This is a genomic window from Kocuria sp. ChxB, from assembly GCF_044359605.1.
GTDB classification, from domain to species: Bacteria; Actinomycetota; Actinomycetes; order Actinomycetales; family Micrococcaceae; genus Kocuria; species Kocuria rhizophila.
Window position 1 is genome coordinate 1,304,483 of the sequence record NZ_CP121123.1, and the last position, 24,418, is coordinate 1,328,900.

Annotated in this window: 19 protein-coding genes and 1 tRNA gene; 4 read left to right on the top strand and 16 right to left on the bottom strand. The window is 71.7% G+C overall.

The window, feature by feature from the left end; all coding sequences use genetic code 11:
• Window positions 1-38 precede the first annotated feature (38 nt).
• The 5 genes from P8S73_RS05740 to P8S73_RS05760 form a co-directional block, all read right to left on the bottom strand.
• Window positions 39-1,463 carry a dihydrolipoamide acetyltransferase family protein gene (locus tag P8S73_RS05740; RefSeq protein WP_019309953.1) on the bottom strand — a complete coding sequence of 475 codons (1,425 nt, stop codon included), beginning with the start codon at window positions 1,461-1,463 and terminating at the stop codon, window positions 39-41.
• A 58-nt stretch (window positions 1,464-1,521) separates the two neighbouring features.
• Window positions 1,522-2,496 carry an alpha-ketoacid dehydrogenase subunit beta gene (locus tag P8S73_RS05745; protein WP_019309952.1) on the bottom strand — a complete coding sequence of 325 codons (975 nt, stop codon included), beginning with the start codon at window positions 2,494-2,496 and terminating at the stop codon, window positions 1,522-1,524.
• Complete coding sequence (locus P8S73_RS05750; protein ID WP_019309951.1) at window positions 2,493-3,704, bottom strand: thiamine pyrophosphate-dependent enzyme; 1,212 nt, start codon at window positions 3,702-3,704, stop codon at window positions 2,493-2,495. The genes P8S73_RS05745 and P8S73_RS05750 overlap by 4 nt, the downstream gene beginning before the upstream one ends.
• Window positions 3,705-4,312: 608 nt before the next feature.
• Window positions 4,313-6,412, bottom strand: coding sequence for a lipase family protein (locus P8S73_RS05755; RefSeq protein WP_029603190.1), 2,100 nt, complete (start codon window positions 6,410-6,412; stop codon window positions 4,313-4,315).
• On the bottom strand, window positions 6,409-6,810 hold the full coding sequence (locus P8S73_RS05760) for a hypothetical protein (RefSeq protein WP_047978544.1): 402 nt from the start codon (window positions 6,808-6,810) through the stop codon (window positions 6,409-6,411). The genes P8S73_RS05755 and P8S73_RS05760 overlap by 4 nt, the downstream gene beginning before the upstream one ends.
• A gap of 192 nt (window positions 6,811-7,002) precedes the next feature.
• Here P8S73_RS05760 and purB point away from each other — a divergent pair, with 192 nt between their 5' ends.
• Window positions 7,003-8,445 carry an adenylosuccinate lyase gene (purB, locus tag P8S73_RS05765; protein WP_047978545.1) on the top strand — a complete coding sequence of 481 codons (1,443 nt, stop codon included), beginning with the start codon at window positions 7,003-7,005 and terminating at the stop codon, window positions 8,443-8,445.
• Here purB and P8S73_RS05770 read toward each other — a convergent pair.
• The 6 genes from P8S73_RS05770 to manA all read right to left on the bottom strand — a co-directional run bounded on the left by P8S73_RS05770 (window position 8,433) and on the right by manA (window position 15,667).
• A complete protein-coding gene (locus tag P8S73_RS05770; protein ID WP_059280777.1) occupies window positions 8,433-9,398 on the bottom strand; it encodes a glycerophosphodiester phosphodiesterase family protein in 966 nt (321 codons plus the stop codon). The genes purB and P8S73_RS05770 overlap by 13 nt on opposite strands.
• Before the next feature lie 144 nt (window positions 9,399-9,542).
• Window positions 9,543-12,350, bottom strand: coding sequence for a pyruvate kinase (locus P8S73_RS05775; RefSeq protein ID WP_396350553.1), 2,808 nt, complete (start codon window positions 12,348-12,350; stop codon window positions 9,543-9,545).
• Window positions 12,351-12,435: 85 nt separating this feature from the next.
• Entirely contained in the window at window positions 12,436-12,774 is a 339-nt protein-coding gene (locus tag P8S73_RS05780) for an acylphosphatase (protein ID WP_082142023.1), read from the bottom strand.
• Between the two features lie 142 nt (window positions 12,775-12,916).
• The gene (locus tag P8S73_RS05785) at window positions 12,917-13,579 is read right to left on the bottom strand and encodes an SDR family oxidoreductase (protein WP_047978546.1); all 663 of its coding nucleotides are present in this window, start codon (window positions 13,577-13,579) and stop codon (window positions 12,917-12,919) included.
• 174 nt (window positions 13,580-13,753) lie between these two features.
• A complete protein-coding gene (locus P8S73_RS05790; protein WP_047978547.1) occupies window positions 13,754-14,308 on the bottom strand; it encodes a TetR/AcrR family transcriptional regulator in 555 nt (184 codons plus the stop codon).
• A gap of 57 nt (window positions 14,309-14,365) precedes the next feature.
• Entirely contained in the window at window positions 14,366-15,667 is a 1,302-nt protein-coding gene (gene manA, locus P8S73_RS05795) for a mannose-6-phosphate isomerase, class I (protein WP_059280775.1), read from the bottom strand.
• 90 nt (window positions 15,668-15,757) lie between these two features.
• On the opposite strand from manA, the gene P8S73_RS05800 reads away from it, so the two are divergent.
• Window positions 15,758-17,167 carry a phosphomannomutase/phosphoglucomutase gene (locus P8S73_RS05800; protein ID WP_047978548.1) on the top strand — a complete coding sequence of 470 codons (1,410 nt, stop codon included), beginning with the start codon at window positions 15,758-15,760 and terminating at the stop codon, window positions 17,165-17,167.
• Window positions 17,168-17,261: 94 nt separating this feature from the next.
• On the opposite strand, the gene P8S73_RS05805 is transcribed toward P8S73_RS05800, so the two are convergent.
• From P8S73_RS05805 to P8S73_RS05815, 3 genes are all read right to left on the bottom strand, one after another.
• Window positions 17,262-18,446: a globin domain-containing protein gene (locus P8S73_RS05805; RefSeq protein WP_047978549.1), complete on the bottom strand. Its 1,185-nt coding sequence runs from the start codon at window positions 18,444-18,446 to the stop codon at window positions 17,262-17,264.
• Window positions 18,447-18,569: 123 nt separating this feature from the next.
• Window positions 18,570-19,061, bottom strand: coding sequence for an Rrf2 family transcriptional regulator (locus P8S73_RS05810; protein ID WP_047978550.1), 492 nt, complete (start codon window positions 19,059-19,061; stop codon window positions 18,570-18,572).
• Between the two features lie 114 nt (window positions 19,062-19,175).
• Window positions 19,176-21,041 carry a phosphoenolpyruvate carboxykinase (GTP) gene (locus P8S73_RS05815; protein ID WP_047978551.1) on the bottom strand — a complete coding sequence of 622 codons (1,866 nt, stop codon included), beginning with the start codon at window positions 21,039-21,041 and terminating at the stop codon, window positions 19,176-19,178.
• A 273-nt stretch (window positions 21,042-21,314) separates the two neighbouring features.
• On the opposite strand from P8S73_RS05815, the gene P8S73_RS05820 reads away from it, so the two are divergent.
• Both P8S73_RS05820 and P8S73_RS05825 read left to right on the top strand, forming a co-directional pair.
• Window positions 21,315-21,387: transfer RNA gene (locus tag P8S73_RS05820), tRNA-Arg, on the top strand.
• 26 nt (window positions 21,388-21,413) lie between these two features.
• Complete coding sequence (locus P8S73_RS05825; protein ID WP_396350554.1) at window positions 21,414-22,580, top strand: DUF1524 domain-containing protein; 1,167 nt, start codon at window positions 21,414-21,416, stop codon at window positions 22,578-22,580.
• 141 nt (window positions 22,581-22,721) lie between these two features.
• Here the strand turns inward: P8S73_RS05825 and P8S73_RS05830 are convergent, their stop codons facing one another.
• Together P8S73_RS05830 and P8S73_RS05835 are read right to left on the bottom strand one after the other, a co-directional pair.
• Window positions 22,722-23,243, bottom strand: a complete 522-nt coding sequence (locus P8S73_RS05830; RefSeq protein WP_271073816.1) for a histidine phosphatase family protein — start codon at window positions 23,241-23,243, stop codon at window positions 22,722-22,724.
• Window positions 23,244-23,407: 164 nt separating this feature from the next.
• Window positions 23,408-24,208 carry a winged helix-turn-helix domain-containing protein gene (locus P8S73_RS05835; RefSeq protein ID WP_070636985.1) on the bottom strand — a complete coding sequence of 267 codons (801 nt, stop codon included), beginning with the start codon at window positions 24,206-24,208 and terminating at the stop codon, window positions 23,408-23,410.
• Window positions 24,209-24,418 lie beyond the last annotated feature (210 nt).

A 24,418-nucleotide genomic window follows, 5' to 3' on the forward strand; every position in this document is an offset into this window, starting at 1 on the left:
TCTGCGCCGAGCCCCGGAAGGGCCCGGTCAGCCGTGACTCACTCCAGCAGCAGTGCCGGCTCCTCCACGATCCGGGCCACGTCCGACATGAAGCGGGCAGCCAGCTCCCCGTCCACCACGCGGTGGTCGAACGAGCCGGAGAGGGTGGTGATCCAGCGGGGGACCACTTCCCCGTCCACCACCCACGGCTTCTGCTTGATGGCCCCGAACGCCAGGATGCCCGACTCCCCGGGATTGATGATCGGGGTGCCCGTGTCCGCTCCCAGGACGCCGATGTTCGTGATCGACAGCGTGCCGCCCTGCATCTCCGCGGGCTGCGTGCGTCCGGCACGTGCCGTCTCGGTGAGCTGCTGCAGCGCCACGGCGAGCTCGCGCAGCGAGAGATCCTGCGCGTCCTTGATGTTGGGCACCAGCAGACCCCGCGGCGTGGCCGCCGCGATCCCCAGGTTCATGAAGTGCTTCACGATGATCTCGGTGTCCGACCACGTGGCGTTCACGTCCGGGTTGCGCTCCGCAGCCCAGATCACGGCCTTGGCCACGATCAGCAGCGGGGAGATCTTCACGCCCTCCATGCGCGGGGACTGCTTGAGCCGCTTGACGAACTCCATGGTCCGGGTGGCATCCACCTCCACGAAGATGGACACGTGGGGCGCGGTGAACGCGGACTTGACCATGTTCTGGGCCGTGGCCTTGCGGACGCCCTTGACCTTGATCCGCTCGACACGCTCCCCGCTCTCGCGGACAGCCACGGGAGCCGCGGTGCCGGACGCGACTCCGGAGACACCGCCGCGCTCCGCGTGGGCCAGCAGGTCGCGCTTGGTGACCTGACCGGCCTCACCCGTGGCCTGCACGTCCGCGAGGTCGATGCCCATCTCCTTGGCGGCCTTGCGCACGGGGGGCTTGGCCAGACCGGGCCGCCGTGGCACCACGCCACCGGCGGGGGCCGTGGCACCGGCGGGGTCCCCGCCGCCTGCACCGGCCGGAGCCTGAGCGGGCGGTGCGCTCTCCGCCGCAGTCTCCTCGCGCTCCTGCACCGCGCTGGACGCCGGACGGCTGCGTCGCCGCCGACGCACGGGATCCGCCTTGGGCCCGGAGCCCACGAGGGCCTGGCCCTGGGGCTGGTCCTCGCCCTCCGCCCCCGTGGCCGCACCGTCCGCACCGGCTAGTCCGTTCTGCGGCACCGTACCGGTGTACCCGGGGTCGGTGCCGCCCGCGGGGGCGTCGTCACCCGAGCTGACCGTGATGATGGGCGTGCCCACGTCCACGGTGTCGCCCTCGGCGACCATGAGCTCCTGCACCGTTCCCGCGTACGGGGAAGGCAGCTCCACCACGGACTTGGCGGTCTCGATCTCCACGAGCACCTGGTTGACGGACACGGTGTCGCCCTTGGACACCTTCCAGGCCAGGATGTCGGCCTCGGTCAGCCCTTCGCCCACATCGGGCAGTGTGAAAACCTGGGACATCTGTTCTCCCTCCTGGGGACACCGCGCTCGTCGACGACCGCGGTGATGGTCTGAATGTCTAGTAGGTGAAGGAACGGTCGAGTGCGTCGAGCACCCGGTCCAGATCCGGGACGTAGTGCTCCTCCACCGCGGCCGGCGGGTACGGCATGTGGAACGCGCCCACGCGCAGCACCGGGGCCTCGAGCGAGTAGAAGGCCTGCTCTGTCACGCGCGCGGCGATCTCTCCGCCCAGGCCGCCGAACGTGGGGGCCTCGTGGGCGATCACCAGGCGACCGGTCTTGCGGACCGAGGCGGTGAGCGAGTCGAAGTCGATCGGCGAGATGCTGCGCAGGTCGATCACCTCCACGCTGCGCCCGTCCTCCTCGGCGGCGTTCGCCGCGGCCAGTGCCACGGGTACCAGGGGACCCCAGGCCACCACGGTGGCATCCTCGCCCTCGCGGATCACGGACGCGGAGAACGGGTCCATGGGTTCGGCGGTCTCGTCCACCTCGCCCTTGAGCCAGTAGCGGCGCTTGGGCTCGAAGATGATGACGGGGTCGTCGCTCGCGATCGCCTGCTGCTCCATCCAGTAGGCGTCGTGCGCGTTGGACGGGGTGATGATCCGCAGCCCCGCGGTGTGCGCGTACAGCGCCTCCGGGGACTCGGAGTGGTGCTCGACCGAGCCGATGACACCGCCGTACGGGATGCGGATGGTCATGGGCAGCTTGAGCTTGCCCTCGGAGCGCGCGTGGATCTTGGCCACCTGCGTGGTGATCTGGTTGAACGCGGGGAAGGTGAACCCGTCGAACTGGATCTCGCACACCGGGCGGTAGCCGCGCTGGGCGAGCCCCACCGCGGTGCCCACGATCCCCGCCTCGCCCAGAGGGCTGTCCAGCACGCGGTGCGCACCGAACCGGGCCTTGAGCCCCTCCGTCACGCGGTACACGCCACCCAGGGAGCCGATGTCCTCCCCCATGAGCATGACCTTGGGGTTGTCCTCCATGGCTCGCGTGAGCCCTGCGGTGATGGCCTTGGCAATGGTCAGCTTGCTCACGCGCCCGCTCCTTCCGGTTCCGAGTTCTGGGCTTCGTCCGCGACGTCGAATCCGGCCTGGTACTCCAGGTACTCGGCGCGCTCGGCGTCCACGAGCGAGTGCGGTTCGGCGTAGACGTTGTCGAACCGGTCCACGAACTCGGGCGGCGTCATGGCGAGGACGTCCGCGCGCATCCGGTTCGCGAGGTCGTCGTTCTCCTGCGCCACGGTGTCGAAGAACAAGTCCTCCACACCGTGCTCGGTGCGCAGGTGGACCTTGAGCCGCTCGATGGGATCGAGCAGGCCCCACTGGTCCTCCTCCTCCCGCTTGCGGTACTTGGTGGGATCGTCCGCCGTGGTGTGCGCGCCCATGCGGTAGGTCTCCGCCTCGATGAGGACGGGGCCCTCGCCCTTGCGGATCTTCTCCAGGGCGTAGCGGGTTGCGGCCACCACGGCCAGGATGTCGTTGCCGTCCACCCGCAGGCCCTCGAAGCCGTAGCCGGCCGCCCTCGTGGCCAGCGGCACGCGGGACTGCGTGGAGAAGGGCACCGAGATGGCCCACTGGTTGTTCTGGATGAAGAACAGCACCGGTGCGTCGTAGGACGCCGCGAAGACCATGGACTCGTGAACCTCACCCTCGGTGCTGGCGCCGTCCCCGAAGTACGCGACCACGGCCTCGGGGTCGGTCTCCAGCGGCGTGCCGGCGTCCTCGGCGGCCTTGCGGTCCATCATGGTGCCCATGGCGTAGCCCACGGCGTGGGGGGCCTGCGAGCCGAGCACCACGGTGTAGAGGTTGAGGTTGTGCTTCTCGGGGTCCCAGCCGCCCGCGGTGTGTCCGCGGAAGTAGCGCATGAGCTCGGAGGGCTCCACGCCGCGCTCGAAGGCCACGGCGTGCTCGCGGTAGGAGGGGTAGAGCCTGTCGGTGGGTCGCGTGGGCCACGCGGAGCCGATCTGCGCGGCTTCCTGGCCCCGCAGCGGCACCCACAGCACCAGCTGTCCCTGGCGCTGCAACGAGGTGCCTTCCTCGTCGATCCGCCGCGACATGGTCATGGAGCGGTAGAGGTGCTTGAGGTCATCGACGCTGATGTCCTCGGTATAGGGGGTCAGGAGCGGGTTCTGCGTGACGACGCCGCGCTCGTCCAGCAGCTGGTGCCGGGGGAGCGTGCTCTGCACAGCACCCGGATGGGTACGTGGTTCCATGGTCGGTCGTGGTCCTTCCACTGTCTTCATGACCGGAGGATCGCCCCGGTCATGTCGAGCCTTGCGAACACAGGTCCTCGGGGGCGCTCCGCGTCCGTTGCACTGCCGGGGTGTCGGCATGGTGCGCGGGTGCGGGTAGGTGGCGCTGAGTTCCAGGAAACGGGCGTTCGCCTCGGGTTCACCAGAGCCTACACGGGCGCCGGATGAAGTGTTGCAGGTCACATTGCGGGCGTGTTTGCTCGTCCGCCGTCACGGGAATTCGGACGAACCTGGTTCCGCGGCGCCCTTGCGAGTGCACGGAGATCCCCCGGGCTTCGTGCACGGCGCGCGACCCGTGGGAACGCGCCGCGTGCCCGCCGCCCCCCCTCCTTCGAGCGACCAGCACGACCCACCCGGAGCGCCGACCGGACCGAGCCGCCGTTGGATCCGCCCGCTTCTGCGAGAACTCACAGGCAACCGGACGTCTGAGTGCGTGGTGGCGTCCTCGGCGGACAGGCCTCCCGCCCAGGCCGGCACTCCCCGCCCTGCGTGCCCGGACCCGCGTCGACCAGCCCGCCTCGGCCACCCGGCCGCCGAGGGTTGCCGGTGCCGGCAGCGGGGGCGAAGGACGGGCGGCCGCGCACGGCGGCGCCTCCCGCTCACCGGACCGGCGGTGCGCCGCCGGCCGGGCTCTCCTCCACGTCCAGACCCGCATGCTCCTCCCACCCGGCGTACACGTAGGTCTCGGTCCGGACTCCCGGCCCGTGGGGAACAGCTGCGGCCAGCCGGTGCTCGTGCGCCTCCACGGTGGGGTCTCCGGACCCGGAGATGCCCTGGGCACCCACGACGTAGAGGTTCATCTCGTGCGCCGCGGTTCCCAGTGGTCCGTCCTTGTAGCGCAACGCGCCCGCGTAGGGTGTGCTCACCCGGACCGTGGACCGGTGTTCGCCGTCCGGGTTGGGCACGCCGTCCAGGGTGGGCACCAGGTCGTCGACGTGCTCCACGGCCATCACCGAGGTCTCGGCAGGAATCGCGAAGTCCCCCACGGGCGCCCCGTACGTGGTGACCGCCTGGACGTCGTAGCGGCTGCGGAACTCCTGGTTCGCGGCGAGCCCCGCGGCGTCGATCCCACCCAGGCTGTGCCCCGTGAGCACCACGGTGTCCCCCGGGCGGATGCCCGCGTCCTGCAGTGCCTGCACCGCCATGCGCTGGGCCTGCGGGAGCTCAGTGAGGGAGTCCGCGGGGGACGCGGTCATGCCCTGGCCGATGCCTTTGATGTCGTGCACGCCGGGACCGTCCGACCACTGCTCGGTCCCGGTGAGAACCACCGAGTACGCGGTGCGCCCGTCCGCACCGGTGGCCTTCTGCACCATCACCGTGCTGTTCTCCACGGGTTCGCCATCCGCGTCCGCGCCCGACACCATGGTCTTGGCGTCCTTGAGCGCCGCGGCCGTCCCCGCCACGGTGGTGGGGACGGCGCCGTCGTAGCGCACACCGGCGGGCAGCGGCCTGCGGGGCAACGGCGTCATGTGGTGCTCGCGGGCGCTGCGCGGCGTGATGCCGGTGAACACCTCCCGCCGGGCGGGGTACAGGGGATGGTCCTCCTCCAGGTTCCGAACCGTTCCCCTGAGAACCGCCCCGGTGCGTTCCGCCGGGTTCAGCCGACGGCCTTCGCGATACAGCGCATACACACCGGCCGCCCCGGGCACAGCCATCGCCATCGCGGCCACGGTCACCTCCAGTTCCGAGATGTCCGCGCCGTCCGCGGCAGGAGGTTCCTGAGCAGGGGCTCCGTCCGTCATCCGGCGACCCGCGGCGGAGAGCCGCTCCACCAGGATGTTCCGCAGCTGCTGGCCGATCGTCGGGCGCCGCCCCGTGGTCGACGCCGCGGGGCCCGCAGCCGCGCCGGACGCCCCCTCGGCCGCGCTGTCCTCCGCCGTGCTCCCGGAACCGGCCGCGGCGCCGTCGGGCCACGCCAGCTGGAGACCCCCGTCCAGGAGGTCGTCCACACCGGGACCTCGGATCACGGCGTCCGTGCCGCGGGGACCCCCACCGCGCACGAGGACCCCGAACAGGGTGAGATGGACCCGGTCCCGGAAAGACTCGGGGCTGTCGATCCCGGCGCGGGTGAAGGCCACCTCGAAATCCTCGATCGTGCCTGCCATGTCCCGCAGGAACGCCACTCCCGCTCCCGGCCAGGGTGCCTCCAGCTGCTCGGCTGTGAAGGACCCGGTGACAACCTGCTCGGCCGCCTCGTAGCGCTGCGCGGCCGCCTCGAGCTTCCGGGCCGTCAGCGCGACCTCGGCCGCGTGGTCCAACAGACCCGTCACGAGCAGTCCCGACATCACTGCCGCATCACCCAGCAGGGGTTCTCCGGTCAGGGCCCACAGCTGCGTCTCGACCGCGAGCGGCGTGAGACCGGCCGCCACCTCCCCGCACTCCGACGCCACGCGTGAGAGGTCCCCGGAGGTGGCCCGCATCCCGTCCGTGTCCACCGCGGTCCCGCCGGCCGCTCCCGCGCCCCCGTACACGGTCATGGTCTCCCGGGCGCCATCCACCGCGGCCGCGACGTCCTGTTCGGACTCGAACCCCTCCGCCGCGGGGCGGGGCGCCGCCGCGTCACCGTACAGCTCACCCTGCAGGTCCTCCGCGGGACCGCGGACCTCCGTGACGGCCCCACCCGGCGACGCCGCCTGGCGGGGTTCGTGGGCCGGTGGCACCGGATGCGTCGGGCGGCCCGCACCGTCCACGGGGCTCATGGCCGACGCCCCGCGGGTGCGGTCAGGAGACCCGGCCCCAGGACGGCCCCGAGGGCGGAGAGCAGCGGGGCGCCGATCCCCGCCGCGGTCTCGAGCTCGGCAAGGCGGTCGGCGAGCGCGGTCGCGGCCCAGCGCAGCGTTCGGGATGCCTCCCGGCAGCTCGCGATGTCCTCCCCCAGGCCGGCCACGTCGCGTTCCACCTGGACGGTGAAGAGGCGGGCGCCTGGTCCGCGCCAGGTTTCATGGGTCTCCCCGGCCTCGGCCACCCGGGTGCGCAGGGCACCCAGGTGTTCGGCGGCGTCGTCGTACCGCTGCGCGAGAGCCGTGAGGTGCTCGTGGACCAGTCCGCTGATCCCGGGGAACGCCCCGGGCGCGGCCGCGAGTGCCGTGGGTGTCATGTGGTGTCCTCTCCGCACTGCGCGGACGGGGGCCCGGCGCGCGGGACCAGGCTAGAAAGGGGCGTGGCCGAGCGAGAACCGCCCGGCGGGGACTGGGGACTCGGACCTCCCGGGCCACCCCGGGTGCCCGGCGGTGCAGGTCCCTCGCCGCGGCACCTCGCACCGGGCGGGCGCCCCCTGGCCCGTGGAAGAATGGGAACCATGTCGAACGCCGCGCAGACCCTCCCGTCCGGACGAGTGGCCCTGGGCCAGCAGAGCCCCGCCTTGGCGCTGGGGCCGTTGGACGGCCGCTACCGCCCTCAGACCGCCCCCCTGGTGGACCACCTGTCGGAGGCCGCACTGAACCGCGAGCGCGTGCACGTGGAGGTCGAGTGGTTCATCCACCTGTGCGAGCAGCGCGCCCTGGCCGGCCTGGAGCCCCTCACGGCCGAGCAGGAAGCGGGGCTGCGCGCCATCGTGACCGGCTTCGACGCCGCCGCCGTGGCGGAACTCGCGGAGCTCGAGGCCGTGACGGTCCACGACGTGAAGGCGGTGGAGTACTTCATCGGACGGCGCCTGCCGGAGCTGGGTCTCGGGCACCTCACTCCCCTGGTGCACTTCGCGTGCACCTCCGAGGACATCAACAACCTCTCCTACGCGCTGGGCATCAAGGACGCCGTGGAGCAGGTCTGGCTGCCCGCGGCGCACGGTCTCGTGGCCGCCGTCTCCGCCATGGCGCGTGAGACCAAGGCTGTGCCCATGCTCTCGCGCACGCACGGCCAGCCCGCCACACCCACCACCCTGGGCAAGGAGCTCGCGGTGTTCGCGCACCGTCTGGACCGTCAGGTGCAGCGCGTGGCCGGCACCGAGTTCCTGGGCAAGCTCAACGGCGCCACCGGAACCTTCGCGGCCCACACCGCCGCCGCACCGGACACGGACTGGCCGGGGATCTCCCGCTCGTTCGTGACCGGCCTGGGGCTCACGTGGAATCCCCTGACCACCCAGATCGAGTCCCACGACTGGCAGGCGGAGCTCTACGCGGACGTGGCGCGCTTCAACCGGATCCTGCACAACCTGTGCACGGACGTGTGGTCCTACATCTCGATCGGCTACTTCCAGCAGATCCCGGTGGAGGGTGCCACGGGATCCTCCACCATGCCGCACAAGGTCAACCCCATCCGGTTCGAGAACGCGGAGGCCAACGCGGAGATCTCCTGCTCCCTGCTGGACACCCTGGCCGCCACGCTCGTGACCTCCCGGTGGCAGCGGGACCTCACCGACTCGTCCTCCCAGCGCAACATCGGCGTGGCCTTCGGGCATTCGCTGCTGGCCATCTCCAACGTGGTCAAGGGCCTGGACCGCCTGGACGTCGCGGAGGCCACCCTGGCGGAGGACCTCGACCAGAACTGGGAGGTGCTCGGGGAGGCCGTCCAGACCGCCATGCGGGCGGAGGCCGTTGCCGGGCGCGAGGGGATGGACAACCCCTACGAGCGGCTCAAGGACCTGACCCGCGGTCACCGTGTGGACGCCCAGCGCATGCGGGAGTTCATCGGGGAGCTGGGGCTGTCCGAGGAGACCGCCCAGCGCCTCAGCGCCCTGACCCCGGGCGGGTACACCGGGCTGGCGGAACGGCTCGTGGACTCCTACGGCCTCTGAGCCGCCGGAACCAGTTCACGCTCCCGAACGCCTCGGCCGTGCGCCGAGGCGTTCTGCGCAGAGTCGACGTGCTCGGTGCTCCAGCGGCGGACGAGCGCGGGCACGTTGGTGGTGATCTGCTGGACCCCCAGGGCCAGGCACACGTGGGTGTCCGCGAAGGTGTCCACCGTCCACACCCGCAGCACGGCTCCGCGCTGGAGCCACTGCTCCACCAGCCGGGGGTTGTCCCGCACGAACCGGATCCCCGGCCCCGCGAGCTCCACCTCCCCACGGGAGATGAGGGGCACCCCGGGAGGCATCACGAGGCGCATGCCCGCGCGGCACACGGCCGCGGTGGCGGTGCCCACGCCGAGACCGGCGCGCACCGACTCCACGGTGGACTGAGAGACCAGCTGGCACACGTGGCGCGGTGGCACGTGGTCCAGCACGTGGCGCACGGCATCCGGGTGGAAGCTCATGATCGAGACCGTCACGGTTCCGAGCATCCCGGTCTCCGGGTTCCAGCCGCGCCGCATGAGCAGCACGAGCAGGGCCTCCTCCAGCCCGTGGCCGTACGGGCTGGGGTGCTTGGTCTCCACGGCGAGGCCCATGGGACGCCCGGCGGCCAGCAGCAGGTCCAGCAGCTCGTCCAGCGTGAGCAGCTGCTCGTGGGCCGCCCCGTGGGACGGCGGGATCTCCACACCCTTCCACGAGGTGAAGTCCAGCTCCCGCAGCTGCGCCAGGGTGTGCTGGGCCACTGGCCCGGAGCCGTTGGACGTGCGGCCCAGCTGGGCGTCGTGGTGCAGCACCAGGTGGCCGTCACGTGTCAGGTGGACGTCGCACTCCACGCCGTCCGCGCCGTCGGCGATCGCCTGGACGTAGGCCGCCCGGGTCAGCTCCGGATAGCGGTGCGAGGATCCGCGGTGCGCGTAGATCAGAGGACGGGCGGGAGGACGTTCGGTCGAGGCAGCCACGGCCCCACGGTAGGAAGCCGCGGCGACGGGAGACCGAGCACCAACTGACGCGCCAGTAGCCTTGGGATGACGTCCGCGTGAACGAACAGGCGCCCCGAGGACGGTGGTCCCCGGGGCGCCCGCTCCGTCACGCGGCCTGCAGTGTCACTCGCGCCCGGTGGTGGCGGTCTCCAGGGCCTCCTGCTGGGAGGCTGTGGTCCCGCCCTCGAACGCCTCTGCGCGGTCCCCGAGGGTCAGGTTGGGAGGGAACTGCTCCGGGAACTCCCCGGACGCCTCGTCGGCGGACTTGATGACCTGACGGGCCATGGCCAGGTTGGCGCCGCCGCCCACGAACGCGCCGATCCCGAAGGGCAGGGCGCGGCCCAGCATGGCACCGGACTGGCGGGCGATGAAGCGCTTGACGAACATGCTGCGGATGGACCGGCCCACGTCGAAGAACTTGGCGTTGCTGCCGGACTTGCCCATCATGAGCCCCCACTTGTTGGAGATGCTCTTGCTCGTGGAGGAGCTGGTGAGCAGCTGGCCCATGAGCGCCTGCCCGTCGTCCCCGAGCATCAGGGCCATGACCATGGTGCGGTTCTGGTCCTCGTCCTTGGGCTCGACCCCGTGCAGCTCCGCGACCGCCTGGGCGTAGAGCGCGGTCGCCTCGAGGTAGCCGGTGACGGCCACCGAGGACAGCCCGAAGGAGGTCAGGGTCCCGATCCCCGGGATCGCGGCGGTGGCGCCCACCGCGCCGCCGCCCGCGGTCACCGAGCGCACGTAGAGCTTGCGTGCGCGCTTGGCGAGCTGCGCGGGCGTCTCGTCGGGGTGCTGCCTGCGCATGTGCTTGATCATCTTGACCACCCAGGGCCGCTGGACGCGCAGCGCGTGGTTCAGGAACTTCTCCACGCCCGGCGACGGCTGCCCGTGCTCGTCGAACGCCTTGTTCAGGGGGTTTACGCGCATCTGTGTCCACTCCTCGAGACGGATAGGGGCTGCTCGGCGGCCGAGGCCGAGCACATCGGACTCACTATGGCACAGCGCTCGCGGCGGCGCGCGGGCCCGCGCACCCCGTACGCCCAGGGCACACAAGCCCCGGGCCCGGCAGACGGCACGCTCCGGGGCGGGTCCGCGCACGAAGTCCTCCCACGCGTTCAGCCGTCGCAGCAGGTCCGTCTTCTTGGAGGCGTGCCCGGACATCCGCTCGAGCACCGAGGACAGGGTGCGGATGGCCTCCACCACGAAGGGCCCCTTGTTGAGCATCACGCACTCGGCCTGCTGGCCCTGGGCGGCGTCCGTGATCTCCGCACGGGAGGGCAGCCCCTTCTTGGCGAGGGTCTCCAGCACCTGCGTGGCCCAGATGACGGGAACGTGCGCGGCCTCGCACAGCCACAGGATCTCCTGCTGGACCTCCGCCATGCGCTCGAAACCGGTCTCCACGGCCAGGTCCCCGCGGGCGATCATCACACCGGAGTCCTGCCACCGCATGGCCTCGAGCAGCACCATGGGCAGGTGCTCGAAGCCGCCCACGGTCTCGATCTTGAGCGTGATGTCCACCGAGTCGGCCCCCAGCGCCTGCAGCTCGGCCAGGAGGTCTGCCACGTCCTGGGCGCTGCGCACGAAGGACATGTTGACGATGTCCGCGTGCTGGACGACGAACGCCAGGTCCTCCCGGTCCTTCGCAGTCAGCGCGGGGATCCGCAGATCCGTGTCGGGGAAGTTGATGCCCTTCTCGGCCTTGAGCTTGCTGCCCGCCGGGCTCGCGTGGGTGATCTCCACGTCCATGTGACCGGCGTGCACATGGCGGATCACGCCGCCGATCTTCCCGTCGTCCAACCACACGCGCTGGCCCGCGGCCGCGTCCTGGAACGCCTCGGGCAGTGTGCACCCGATCCGCACCGGGGACGGCCCGCCCACCTGGACGGGTTCCGTGCTGTTGAGCAGCCGCAGCGTGTCCCCCGTGGCCACGCGGAGGTACTGCTCGGTCTCCGGCAGCTCCCCCAGGGTGGCCTCGGAACCGTCCCGGGTGCGCAGCACCAGACCCGTGGCGAAGTAGACGGTCTTGGAGAACTCCACCAGCACGGCGTCGTCGTGGGTCTCAACGACCCGCAGGGTGCGACCGGAGTCCCGCGCGTCCCGCAGCTGGAGGCGTTCGCCCACCGTGCGCTCGGCGAGCCACTGCTCGGGTGCGACCGCCACCGCGGGGACGTCCTCCGAGTGCTGGGCCCCGAGCCACAGGCGAGCGGGGCGGATCACGTGACCCGTGGCGTCCCGCTCGGGCTTGATCTTCTCGACGCGCGGCCCGGGCTCCACGGGGCCGGTGCGCACCTTGGGCCCGGCCAGGTCCATGGCGATGCGCACGTCCGTGCCCAGGTCCGACGCCGCGGCCCGCAGGTGCTCGATCATGCTGGACCACTCCTGCGGTCCGTCGTGGGCGCAGTTGATGCGGGCCACGTCCGTGCCCGCGGCCACCATGCGGGAGACGAGCGCGGGGTCCTGCGCCGCCTCAGAGGGCATGGTGACCATGATGCGCGTGGCCCTGCCCTCCGGCGCCTGGCCCACCAGCCGCACGGTGTTCCGCGCCAGTGTGACCGGTCCGGGGCGCAGGTCCTCCCCGGGGAGCAGCCCGGGGTCGAGGTCAGGCAGCTGCGGGTCCGGCAGCCCCGCCACGGCGGCGAGGGTGCGGGCCACGGCCGTGAGGTGCTCGGCCACGCCCGACTCCATGCGCCCCAGGGAGGAGACGCCCAGGCCCGCGAGCTGAATCTGCAGGTCGCGGACATCCTCGGAGCGCACCGCGGTGTAGTCCACCAGGTTGACCGCGGAGTGCCGGTGACGGGGGGCCACCCCGTTGATGCCCTCGAGCCGCACCTCGCGTGCCGCACGGATCCGCAGCAGCAGCTCGCGCACCCGCTCCAGGCACTGGGCGGCGCGCTCGGCCCGCGGGGGGATCTCCTCGGACTCCGTGACGGTCATGGTTCTCCTCGTGTGGCGGACTGCGAGTGCCCCCACCGTAGGCCGCGCAGGTCAACCGGAGGTGAACAGCGCCGGCCGTGCGGTCTCAGTGGGTGCTGAAGTCCGTGTACTGCCCCGTGGCGGGACCGAAGTGCTCGTCCACGGTGATCACAGCACCCGGGGTGTCCCGTGAGATCAGCGCCTGCAGGAAGTCCCCCACGGCCCAGCGCGGGCCCTCGGCGACGACGCCCACGGTGCCGTCCTCGTTGTTGGTCGCGGTGCCCGTGAGCCCCAGCTTCTCGGCCTGCCGCCAGCACCAGTACCTGAACCCCACGCCCTGGACCGTGCCGTGCACCACGGCGGTGAGGGCGATGACCTCGCTGAGGTCCAGGGGCTCCTGGTCGCGGCCGTCGGAGGATTCGGGGTGGATCGATGGCATCTGCATGCCCTCAGCCTAGAAGAACGCCCGGTGGGCGACACCCCTGTCAGGGCGTCGCCCACCGGGCGGTGCGGACTGCCTGGTCGCGGTCCGAGCTGCTGCGGCCGCTCGACCACGGCTCGAACCGGTGCGGCGGCGGGAGCCCCGGTCAGTCGAGCGAGTCGACGGCCTCGGCCACGGGGGTGTCCCCGTCCGCGAACTCGATGAACTTCTTCGCGGTCCCCCGGGGATCCGCGAGCACCCGGGCGGCCACGAGGGCCACGTTGCCGCGGGCGGTGGTGTTGGACTCGCCCTCCCCGGCCCTGCCGAGCGCGATGGCGCCCGTGGCGGCGTCGTCGGTGAGCATTCCGGGGCCCAGGATCGTCCAGGTGAGCGAGCTGGCGCGCAGATGGTCGTCAGCGTCCGCCTTGGACTGGGCGTACGCGTGGAAGTCGTTGTCCTCCGGGACCCCGTGGTCCTGGCCGGCCCCCATGTAGGAGACCATGACGTAGTGCTTCACCCCGGCGGCCTCCGCGGCGTCCATCGAGCGGATGGCCGCGTCCCGGTCCACGGCGTAGGTGCGCTCCGGGGACCCTCCGCCCGCGCCCGCGGACCAGACCACGGCGTCCTGGCCGGACAGCAGCTCCGTGAGGGCGGCCACGTCCATGTCCTGGACGTCCGCCACCACCGGGTTCGCCCCCGTGTCCTGGACGTCCTGGCGCTGCTCCTCCTTGCGGATCACGGCGTTGACCGTGTCCCCCTGTGCGGCGAGCAGCCTGCTCAGCTGGAGCCCCACCTTGCCGTGGCCGCCGATGATCGTGATCTCAGTCATCTCGAGTCCCTCCTGTCGGAACAAGTCCTCCGGGGAACCGTGTCCGTCCCCGGGCCACGTACAGCGGTGCGCGGCACGCGAATATTCCACGGTTCCCGCGCCACCCTCCGAGCCCGGCGGGCCGGTTCGGACCAGCTGCGTCTCAGCAGCTCACGGACGCGGCCAGACCAGAGGTCAGCTCACGGACGCGGCCAGACCAGAGGTCAGCTCCCGGACCAGGCCCTGCAGGTCGGCCTGGAGGTGCTGGACCAGGCTGTCGGAGATCACTCCCACGAGACCGTGGACGATGAAGCGGTCGCACTCGCCCTCGTCCCCGCCCGCGGCGGTCCCCCGCTGCTCGCGCACCTCCCGCAGCCCAGCGAGGGCGTGGTCCACCACCGCGTCACGCACCATGAAGCATCCCGGCCCGGACAGGACGGCCCGGTAGAAGGAGCGGAACTGCTCCACGTGCCGGGCGATGGGCGGCAGGACAGCGTCCCAGGGGCTGCGACCCTCTGCCCGGGCCGCCTCCGGCTCCAGGGGCACCTCGTGGAGCAGGGACTCGGTGGTGCTGCGCAGCACCTGGTCCCGGGATCCGAAGTTCTCGTACACGGCCTTGCGGCTCACCCCCGCGGCATCGGCGATCTCGGTCATCCCCACCTGCGCACCGCGGTCGGCCACCAGTGCCACTGTGGCCGCCACCACCGCTGCGCGGGTGCGTTCGATCCGCCGGTCCATCTGTTCTCCCATACATCGTCAAACCAGGGCCCAGCTATTCAACCCCTCGCGGCGAGGATGCGCGACAACCTAAAGGGTGAGATCGGGGTCCTCCGGTCGCCCGACGGTGACGGCCTCCACGAGGAACAGCTGACCGGTCCCCGTGGCCGTCACGGTGCACGGTCCACCCAGACGGATGAGCGACTCCCCCGCACCGGCGCGGGTTCCCGCTCCGGTCCGTGCGGCACCCCCCGCTCCCGGAGCTTCCTTCTCCGGGTCGACGACGCCGCCCGCACCGGTGCGCGCGGCGGCCGCCTCGCCCACCTCCAGGCGGTGAGCGTCCACCTCCAGGGAACCCTCGGTGACGAGCACCAGGCACGTGTCCGCGATCTCCCGCACGAGCGGCGTCTGCGGAGTGACGCGCGCGCTGAGCAGGGTGACGGCCGGGTCCCACAGGGGGTACCGCACGGCTCCGTCCTCCGCGGTGCGGGTCTCGAGCGGTGCCACGGGCTGCTGGGTCTCGGCCATGACCCGCAGCAGCTCGGGGACGTCCACGTGCTTGGAGGTGAGCCCGGCGCGCAGCACGTTGTCCGAGCAGCCCATGATCTCCACGGCCGTTCCGCTGAGGTAGGCGTGGACCTGCTGCGCGGGGGTGAACAGCGCCTGCCCCGGGCTGAGGTGCACCGCGTTCATGCACAGCGCCACGAGCAGCCCCCGGTCCTCCGGGTAGTGGTGGGTCAGCAGCCGGATGAGCCGGCGCGCGCGCTCGTTCGCGTCCTGCTCGGGGGACAGCGACACGGTCCCCTCTTGTGCGGACGCCGCCGTGTCGGGTGCGGGGGCGGCCGCGTTGACGCTCTCACGGACGGCGGCCGCGGCGGCGTCGTCGGAGAGCTCGAGCGCGTGGCGCAGCGGACAGGGGGAGGCGGCCGCCGTGGCGAGCCACGAGAGGCCGAGGTCCTCGGCCACGGCCGAGAGCTGGGCTCGGCTCTGCTGGCCCGCGAGCAGCCACATGTCCGTGAGTGCCACCACGGTCTCGGGCTTGGCGTGGGGGTCCTTGTAGTTGCGGTGGGGGGCGTCCAGGGCGATGCCCGCGGCGTTCTCCCGCTCGAACCCCTCCCGGGCCTGGTCGGACGTGGGGTGGACCTGGATGGACAGGGGCGCGTCGATGGCCAGGATCTTGAGCAGGAACGGCAGGTGGGGGGCCAGCTCGTCGAGCCCGCGCTGCTGCCCGTCCACACTCACACGGGACGGCGCACTGGCGTGCGCGCCCATCCACAGCTCCGCCTCGGGCTGCTCGGTGGGTCCGGGGCGGCCCTGCATCTCGGCGAGCACCGAGCAGGACCCCCAGGCGTAGTGCTGGATCGGGTTGCTCATCCTCAGGAACTCGGCCATGGCTCTCATGTAACCACAGCGGCCCACGGATGCCGTGGCACCGCGGATCGGCCCGTGGACGCTCACGGGGCTCCCGTAGAATCGTGCACCGTGACCACAGACCTTTCCTCATCATTCAAGGCCTACGACGTGCGCGGCATCGTGGGCGAGAGCATCACCGCCGAGAGCGTGCGGGCCACCGGCGCGGCCTTCGTGGACGTCCTGGGCCTGACCGGCTCCTCCGTGGTGGTGGGCGGGGACATGCGTCCCTCCTCCCCGGAGTTCATCGAGGCCTTCGCGGACGGCGCCACGCGGCGCGGGGCGGACGTCACGGTGATCGGCAGCATCTCCACGGACGAGCTGTACTTCGCGTGCGGCACCCTGGACTGCGCGGGCGCCACGTTCACCGCGAGCCACAACCCCGCCCAGTACAACGGCATCAAGATGGCGAAGGCGGGCGCGGTGCCCGTGTCCTCGGACACCGGGCTCTACGAGATCCGGGACACCGCCCAGGGCTTCCTGGACGCCGGGGAGATCCCCGCGGCCGAGCGCCGCGGCCAGGTGACGCGCCGGGACGTGCTGGGCGACTACGCCCACTACCTGCGCTCGCTCGTGGACCTGAGCGGCATCCGCCCCCTGAAGGTCGTGGTGGACGCCGGCAACGGCATGGCCGGTCTCACCACCCCCGCCGTTCTGGGGGATGCCCTGCTGGACGCGCTGCCGCTGGAGATCGTGCCCCTGTACTTCGAGCTGGACGGCACGTTCCCCAACCACCCGGCCAACCCGCTGGAGCCCGCCAACCTGGTGGACCTGCAGAAGGCCGTGCGGGAGCACGGCGCCGACATCGGCCTCGCGTTCGACGGGGATGCCGATCGCTGCTTCGTGGTGGACCAGGACGGCGAGCCGGTCTCCCCCTCCGCCGTGGCCGCGATCGTGGCCGAGCGCGAGATCGCCCGGGCCCGGGCCGCGGGCGAGGAGCAGCCCGCGGTGATCCACAACCTCATCACCTCGAAGGCCGTGCCCGAGCTGATCGAGGCGAACGGCGGCCGCGCCGTGCGGACCCGTGTGGGCCACTCGTTCATCAAGGCCGTGATGGCCTCCGAGCACGCGGTCTTCGGCGGTGAGCACTCCGCGCACTACTACTTCAAGGACTTCTTCAACGCGGACACCGGGATGCTCGCGGCCATGCACGTCCTGGCGGCCCTGGGCGAGCAGGACGGCACGCTCAGCGACCTCATGGACCGCTACGACCCCTACGTGGCCTCCGGCGAGATCAACTCCGAGATCGAGGACAAGGCCGCCGCGGTAGACCGCGTGCGCGCGCACTTCGCCTCGACCGATCCCGCGGTCACGGTCGAGGACATGGACGGCACCACGTTCACGCACCCCACCCAGGGCTGGTGGTTCAACCTGCGCCCCTCCAACACCGAGCCCTTCCTGCGGCTCAACGTGGAGGCCCCGGACACCGCCGCCATGGAGGCCGTCCGGGACACCGTCCTGGGCATCGTGCGCCAGGGCTGAGCGCCCCCGGACACCGCCCGCCCCGCCCCACCGCGGGTACGACGACGCCGCGCAGCCCACTGGGCCGCGCGGCGTCGTCGAATGCGCTGCAGGATCAGGCGGCGGCGCGTGCCTCGTCGTGCAGCATCCACAGGTCCGGGCCGAAGATCTCGTAGTGGACCGCCCGGCCGGGCACGCCGGAGTCGATCACCTGGGACCGCACGGACTGCATGAACGGGAGCGGGCCGCACATGAAGACCTCGGCGCCGGTGGGGATCTCCACCTGGGTGACGTCCATCCGCCCCTCGTGGTCCCCTTCCCCCGGGGTGCCGAGCCACGAGACCAGGCGCGCGTTCGGAAGCTGGGAGACGTACTCCCGGACCTGCTCCCGGCACGGCCACGCCGCCTCGGAGCGGTCCGCGTGCAGCACCAGCACCTCCCGCTCGGGGTCCTCGCGCACGAGCTGCTCCAGGAAGGCCAGCACGGGGGTGACTCCGATCCCCGCCGAGACCAGCACCAGCGGCGCGCGGGAGTCCGGGTCCAGGACCACGTCCCCGTAGGGGTTGGAGACCTCCAGCACGTCCCCCACGGCGACGTCCCGGTGCAGCACCGGGGTGACCTCCCCCTGCGGGTCCTCGCGCACGACCACCCGGCGGTGCCCGGGCTCACTGGGAACCAGCGTGAACTGGCGGGGCTGGCGCAGCCCGTCCGGAACGGTGACCTGGACGGACACGTACTGGCCCGCAACGGCCGGGGTCATGGGCGTGCCGTCCGCGGGCTCCAGGTCGAACGCGAGCACCCCGTCCGCGACCTCGTCCTTGGAGACCACCCGGTAGGGCGCGAACATCACGTCGTTCGCCTGCGAGGCGTAGAGGCCCTTCTCCAGCTTGATGAGGGCGTCCGCCATGAGCCAGTAGACCTCGTCCCACGCTGCGACCACCTCGGGCGTGGCCGCGTCCCCGAGGTCAGCGGCGATGGCCTTGAACAGGTGCTCGTGGACGGTGGGGTACTCCTCGGGCTTCAGGCCCAGCGAGGCGTGCTTGTGCGCCACGCGGGAGAGCACCTCGTCCGGGTAGGAGTCCGGGTGGTTCAGCAGGTGGGAGGCGAACATGGCGATGGATCCCGCGAGCGCCTGCGGCTGGGTGCCGTTCTTCTGGTTCGCCCTGCTGAACATCCCGTCCAGCAGGTCCGGGCGGGCCTCGAACATCGACCGGTAGAACTCCGGGGTGATGTGCGGGATCCGTTCGGCGACGACGCCCAGGGTCTGGGCGATGACCGGGCGGGACTTCTCGGACAGCATGGCGGTTTCCTCTCGTCGTGACCTGACGAGACTAATTTAGCATTCCATATGCTATTTATTGCGGGGGCGGTGCCCCCAGCCGTGTGCCCCGGCCGCGCGCACACCGCCCCGCAGGAGCGGACTTCACGAGCTCACGGATCCCTCGTGGTGCACAGGGCCCTCCCGTATGCCGGGCGGACGCAGTCCCAGCTCCACCGCGATGGGGCCCACCTGTCGCGGGTTCACCAGATCCGCGATGCGTACGGCGTCCAGCTCGCGGTAGAAGGCCTCCCTCGCGCCCGCGAGCGCGCTGCGCAGCCGGCACCCGTGGTTGAGCGGGCAGGCCGTCTCGTCCGCCTCGCACTCGACGATCGCGGTGTCCGCCTCCAGCACGCGCAGCACCTGTCCCACGCTCGCGGCGCGCCCCTCGTCGGTGAGCACGACTCCCCCGGCCCGCCCGCGCTGGGAACGCAGCAGGCCCATCCCGCGGAGTCTCGCCACGGTCTTGGCCACGTGGTGGTACGGGGCGCCCACGCCCTCGGCGATGCGCTGTGTGGACAGCCGGGTGCCGTCCGGCAGCCCGGCCATGAGCAGCAGCACCCGCAGGGCGATGTCGGAGAAGGCCGTGAGCCGCATCGTCGTCCTTTCCTCAGGGACCCGTCCGTCGGTGGACACGAGCACGCCGCGCGGTCGGATCGGCCGCGCGGCGTGCTCGTGCAGGGGTGGGCTCCGGCGGGCGCCGGTCCCGCATCAGCTGTTCTTCAGGCGCTCCTCCAGGCCGGCGCGCTGCTCGAGGATGACCTCGGGGACGTCGCGCAGGCGGGCGAACCACTCGTCGATGCCGGGCAGCTCCGCGAGCCACTCGTCCTTGTCCACGCGCAGGGCGGCGTCGAGTTCCTCGTCCGAGATGTCCAGGCCGGTGAGGTCCAGGTCCTCCTTGCGGGGCAGGATGCCCACGGGGGTCTCCTGACCGCCCGCGGTGCCCTTGAGGCGCTCCACGATCCACTTGACCACGCGGGAGTTCTCACCGAAGCCGGGCCACGCGAAGCCGCCGTCCGGGGTGCGGCGGAACCAGTTCACGTAGTAGATCCGCGGCATGTTCTCCTCACCCATGCGGGCGCCGGTGTCCAGCCAGTGCTCCAGGTAGTCGTTGGCGTTGTAGCCGATGAACGGGAGCATGGCCATGGGGTCGCGACGGACCACACCCACCGCGCCCTTGGCGGCGGCGGTGGTCTCGGAGGACAGCGTGGCACCCTGGAACACGCCGTGCTCCCAGCCGAAGGACTCGGACACCAGGGGCACCGTGGTCTTGCGGCGGCCACCGAAGATGATCGCGGACAGCGGCACACCCTCGGGGTCGTCGTACTCGGGCGCGAGCATGTCCACCTGCTTGATGGGCGTGCAGAACCGGGAGTTCGGGTGCGCGGCGGGACGCCCGGCGTCCGGGGTCCAGTCGTTGCCCTTCCAGTCCGTGAGGTGCTCGGGGACCTCGTCGGTCATGCCCTCCCACCACACGCCGCCGTCGTCCGTGAGGGCCACGTTGGTGAAGATGGTGTTGCCGCGGGCGATCGCGTGCATGGCGTTCGGGTTGGTGGACCAGCCGGTTCCCGGCGCCACACCGAACAGCCCGGCCTCGGGGTTGACCACGCGCGGGGTGCGGTCCTTGCCGAAGCGGATCCAGGCGATGTCGTCACCCACCATCTCGGCCTTCCACCCGGGCACGGTGGGCTCGAGCATGGCGAAGTTGGTCTTGCCGCACGCGGACGGGAAGGCCGCGGCGATGAAGCGGGAGTCGCCCTCGGGGTCGGTGACCTTGAGGATGAGCATGTGCTCGGCCAGCCAGCCCTCGTCGTGGGCGATCGCGGAGGCGATGCGCAGCGCGTAGCACTTCTTGCCCAGCAGGGCGTTGCCGCCGTAGCCGGAGCCGAAGGACCAGATGGCGCGGTCCTCGGGGAACTGCACGATGTACTTGGCGGGGTTGCAGGGCCAGGGCACGTCCTGCTCGCCCGGAGCCAACGGGGCGCCGAGGGAGTGGACGCACTCCACGAACGGAGCCTTGTCCCGGGACATCTTGTCCAGGACCTCGCTGCCGATCGTGGCCATGATGCGCATGGAGCACACCACGTAGGGGGAGTCCGAGATCTCCACGCCGTACTGGGGCTTCTGCGCGTCCAGGGAGCCCATCACGAACGGGATCACGTACATGGTGCGCCCGCGCATGGCACCGGAGAAGCGCTTGTTCAGCGTCTCCTTCATGACCTGCGGGTCCTCCCAGTTGTTGGTGGGGCCCGCTCCCTTCTGGGTCTTGGTGCAGATGAAGGTGCGCTCCTCCACACGCGCCACGTCCTCGGGATCCGAGAACGCCGCGAAGGAGTTGGGGAACTTCTCCTCGGACAGCCGCACCAGGGTGCCCGCCTCGACCATCTGGTCAGTCAGCTGCGTCCACTCGGCGTCCGAGCCGTCGGCCCAGTGGATGCGGTCGGGCTGCGCCAGCTCCGCGATCTCCCGCACCCAGTCCACCAGCCCGCGGTAGTCCGTGGGGGGATTCTCCAGCGACTGCCGGACCTCCTGGTTGAGTTCCGTGGTCCCGATGCTTGCCGTGCTGTTGTCAGCCATTGACATGTCTCCTCGTTGAGGCCGTCGTGCGTGCCGCGCCCCCTGGGGCCTGACCCTTCCGGTCCGAGCGCTCCACGTCGCTGTGGGGCGGCGCCGGGGTCCAGGCTCTCCTGGGTGGCACAGGGGTGTGGGCCGAGTCTATCGCGGGGAGGCCGCGCGCCGTCCCCCATGACGGCGCGGTGTGCCCCCGGGCCGCCCGTTCCACGATTTGTCCCCAGGGGCCCTCGGGTGTAAGTTATTACCCGTTGCGCAGCCCGTGGTTGCGAAACAGAGGCGCCCGTAGCTCAACGGATAGAGCATCTGACTACGGATCAGAAGGTTGGGGGTTCGAATCCCTCCGGGCGCACTCCCTCAGAACCCCGCATCCCCCGGATGCGGGGTTCTTGCGTTGAACGCCGCCCCCGCGGCACCGGCAGGATCGAGATCCCCCTGATTTCCCCCCGCACCTCCCCCACCGCACGGTTCGCCCTCGCCGCCTCCGCCCTCGTCCTGGCCCTCACCGGGTGCGGCACGCCGGGCGCTCCGACACCGTCTGCGTCCTCCACAGGCTCCGGCACCGCGCGGAGCACGACGACGCCGCCGGCCCCCTCCACCACGCCCGCCACCTCTGCGAGCCGCACCGGGGCGCCCGGGCCGAGCGCGGCGTCGTCGTCCGCCGGGGAGCACCGCGCCGAGGACCGCACGCGCGATGCCGCGCCCGGCACGGCGCTGGCGGCGCTGGACGAGATACCCGTGAAGGGCCGCGCCCCCAAGACCGGCTACTCCCGGGACGAGTTCGGACCGCGCTGGGCGGACGCGGACCACAACGGCTGCGACACCCGCAACGACGTGCTGCGCCGGGACCTCACGGGGATCGACGTGAAGCCCGGGACGCACGGCTGCACGGTCGCGGCCGGTTCCCTGCTGAGCCCGTACACCGGGGTGGCCACGGCCTTCACGGCGGGGCAGGACACCAGCTCCGAGGTGCAGATCGACCACGTGGTCGCGCTCTCCGACGCGTGGCAGAAGGGCGCCCAGCAGCTCGACGCCGCCCGGCGCACCGAGCTCGCCAACGACCCCCTCAACCTGCTGGCCGTGGACGGCCCCAGCAACAACCGCAAGTCGGACGGGGACGCCGCCACCTGGCTGCCGCCTGCCACGGGTGAGCGCTGCGAGTACGTGGCCACGCAGATCGCGGTGAAGAAGAACTACGAGCTGTGGGTCACGGACGCGGAGAAGAACGCGATGGTCCGGGTGCTGGAGGCCTGCCCCGGCCAGCAGCTGCCGCGTGCGCGCCAGTGGCCGGCGCCCGTGGACGAGCCCGTGGACGAGCCCGTCGCGGAGGTTCCTGCCCAGCCCGCGGCCCCCGCGCAGCCGGCACCACCCGCCGCACCGGCACCCGGGGCACCACCCGCCAACGCCCCCTCCGGGGACCTCTACTTCTCCCGGTGCGTGGACGCGCGCGCCGCCGGGATGGCACCCCTGTACGCGGGCTCCCCCGGGTACCGCACCGGTCTGGACGGGGACGGGGACGGGGTGGCCTGCGAGCCCAGGCGCTGACCCGGGACGGCCCGGGTGCCCGGCGATGGTGTCGCGGCGCGGGACCCCCGAAGCGCAGGCCCAGGGGTGCCGCCCGTGGCACAGATCGTCATTCCGCCGCCGGGCCGTGGAGCAACGCGCACAGTGAGCGCGCCGGCCCCCTCACACCCGCGGGGCGTGGAACCGCGTGAGCCGGGCGTCGGCACCGTCGAGCAGGGCCCAGTCCCCGGCAACCTCCAGCACCGCCGTTCCCGCGGTGGGGAACCCCGCGGCGGCGTCCATCATGGCGTCCTGGTCCGAGTCCCGTGAGGCCAGGCGCAGCACGGCGTCCAGGACACCGGGCATGTGCGCGACCACCAGCAGGGTGCGCACGGATTCCGGCACGTGGTTGACCGCGGCGAGCAGCTGCGCGTCCGAACCGTTGTACAGCGAGTCCCACAGCTGCGGGGTGGGGGCCCTCTCCCCGAGCTTGTGGCACACCCACGTGACCGTTTGTCGGGTGCGCAGGGCCGGCGAGACCAGGATCATCTCGGGCGGTGCGTTCTCCGCCAGCCACGCACCCGCCGCCGCGGCCTCCCGCGCTCCGCGGGGCACGAGCGGACGGTCGTGGTCCGGCACGTCCCGCGGGAAGTCGGCTTCCCCGTGGCGCATGATCACCAGCTGCTTGAGGTCGTGGCGCGTCATGCGTGCCAGTCTGTCACGGGCCGCTCACCCCGGCTGGCGACGCCGCCGGGCACCGTTGCGGGCGGCGTCGTGCGCGGCGCGCGGCATGGGCAGTGGCGTCCTGAGTGCGCACAGTGGTTGCACCGGCGGGGCGTGGAGTCTCGGCCGGATGAGCCGGAAGGCCGTCAGATGGAGTACTCGGGGGCGGCCCACACGACCACTTCGGGGTGGTCGTAGAACCGGTAGCCCTGCCCGCGCACGGTGCGCACCGTGTTGGCCAGGCGTCCCAGCTTGGAGCGCAGCCGCCGGACGTGGACGTCGATCGTGCGTTCGGAGGGGATCTCCTCGGCATCCCCCCAGAGGCTGTCGAGCAACTCGGTGCGGCCCACGGTGCGGGTGCCGTTCTCCACCAGGTAGTTGAGCAGCTCGAACTCGCGGTGGGTGAGGTTCAGCAGGTCCCCGTCCAGGAACACCTCGCGGCGGGACAGGTCGATCAGCACGCCCACGCGCTGGTGGTCGATGCGACTGCCGGCACCGCAGGCCGGCAGCGGGGTCAGGGGCTCGATGACCGGGTCCGTGAAGGTGGGGTCCCCCAGTGCGCTGCGCACGACCTCCAAGTCCGTGCCCTCGGCGTTCACCGGGGCGAGGGCCACGGCCGCGTAGGAGTCGGACTCGGGAACCGTGGAGCGGATGTGCTGGCGGATCTCCTGCACCAGCTGGACCAGGTTGATGCCGCGGTCCGCCGCGGCCTGCTCGTCCACGCCCACGTAGAGCACGAAGCCCCGGGCCTCCGTGGGCTGCTGCTCGAGCACCGCCTGCGCCTCGGGGCGGGCCTGGGGCGCGAAGTCCGCGGCCACGGAGCGCAGGTGCCGGTGGTCCTCCGACCCGATCGGGGCGCGATGGGTTCCACGAGTGCGCGCGGCGGGCTGGGCGCCGGGCACACGGTGCCGCTGCGAGATGTGGACGTAACCCGGTGCGCCTGACATTCCAACCCCTGCCTCGTTGAGCCCCGTTCCCGTGAATTCACTGGAAAACGGCGTTATCGTCCATGTTCGGCGACACACGACTCCACTGGCAAGTAATATACGCGCGATTTTCTCGCATCGTGAGATGGGACACGCCCCCGGTTACTCCCAGTGGAAAACTGCTTGCTTTTCCCGCCCGGATGGGGTCGGACGTCCCGCGAGTGGAGAACT

Bases quoted from the DNA above. Each gene is read 5' to 3' on its own strand.
- P8S73_RS05740 (WP_019309953.1), bottom strand. From the start codon at position 1,463: ATGTCCCAGGTTTTCACACTGCCCGATGTGGGCGAAGGGCTGACCGAG.
- P8S73_RS05750 (WP_019309951.1), bottom strand. From the start codon at position 3,704: ATGAAGACAGTGGAAGGACCACGACCGACCATGGAACCACGTACCCAT.
- P8S73_RS05755 (WP_029603190.1), bottom strand. From the start codon at position 6,412: ATGAGCCCCGTGGACGGTGCGGGCCGCCCGACGCATCCGGTGCCACCG.
- P8S73_RS05760 (WP_047978544.1), bottom strand. From the start codon at position 6,810: ATGACACCCACGGCACTCGCGGCCGCGCCCGGGGCGTTCCCCGGGATC.
- purB (WP_047978545.1), top strand. From the start codon at position 7,003: ATGGGAACCATGTCGAACGCCGCGCAGACCCTCCCGTCCGGACGAGTG.
- P8S73_RS05775 (WP_396350553.1), bottom strand. From the start codon at position 12,350: ATGACCGTCACGGAGTCCGAGGAGATCCCCCCGCGGGCCGAGCGCGCC.
- P8S73_RS05780 (WP_082142023.1), bottom strand. From the start codon at position 12,774: ATGCAGATGCCATCGATCCACCCCGAATCCTCCGACGGCCGCGACCAG.
- P8S73_RS05785 (WP_047978546.1), bottom strand. From the start codon at position 13,579: ATGACTGAGATCACGATCATCGGCGGCCACGGCAAGGTGGGGCTCCAG.
- P8S73_RS05790 (WP_047978547.1), bottom strand. From the start codon at position 14,308: ATGGGAGAACAGATGGACCGGCGGATCGAACGCACCCGCGCAGCGGTG.
- manA (WP_059280775.1), bottom strand. From the start codon at position 15,667: ATGGCCGAGTTCCTGAGGATGAGCAACCCGATCCAGCACTACGCCTGG.
- P8S73_RS05805 (WP_047978549.1), bottom strand. From the start codon at position 18,446: ATGCTGTCCGAGAAGTCCCGCCCGGTCATCGCCCAGACCCTGGGCGTC.
- P8S73_RS05810 (WP_047978550.1), bottom strand. From the start codon at position 19,061: ATGCGGCTCACGGCCTTCTCCGACATCGCCCTGCGGGTGCTGCTGCTC.
- P8S73_RS05815 (WP_047978551.1), bottom strand. From the start codon at position 21,041: ATGGCTGACAACAGCACGGCAAGCATCGGGACCACGGAACTCAACCAG.
- P8S73_RS05825 (WP_396350554.1), top strand. From the start codon at position 21,414: ATGCGGGGTTCTTGCGTTGAACGCCGCCCCCGCGGCACCGGCAGGATC.
- P8S73_RS05830 (WP_271073816.1), bottom strand. From the start codon at position 23,243: ATGACGCGCCACGACCTCAAGCAGCTGGTGATCATGCGCCACGGGGAA.
- P8S73_RS05835 (WP_070636985.1), bottom strand. From the start codon at position 24,208: ATGTCAGGCGCACCGGGTTACGTCCACATCTCGCAGCGGCACCGTGTG.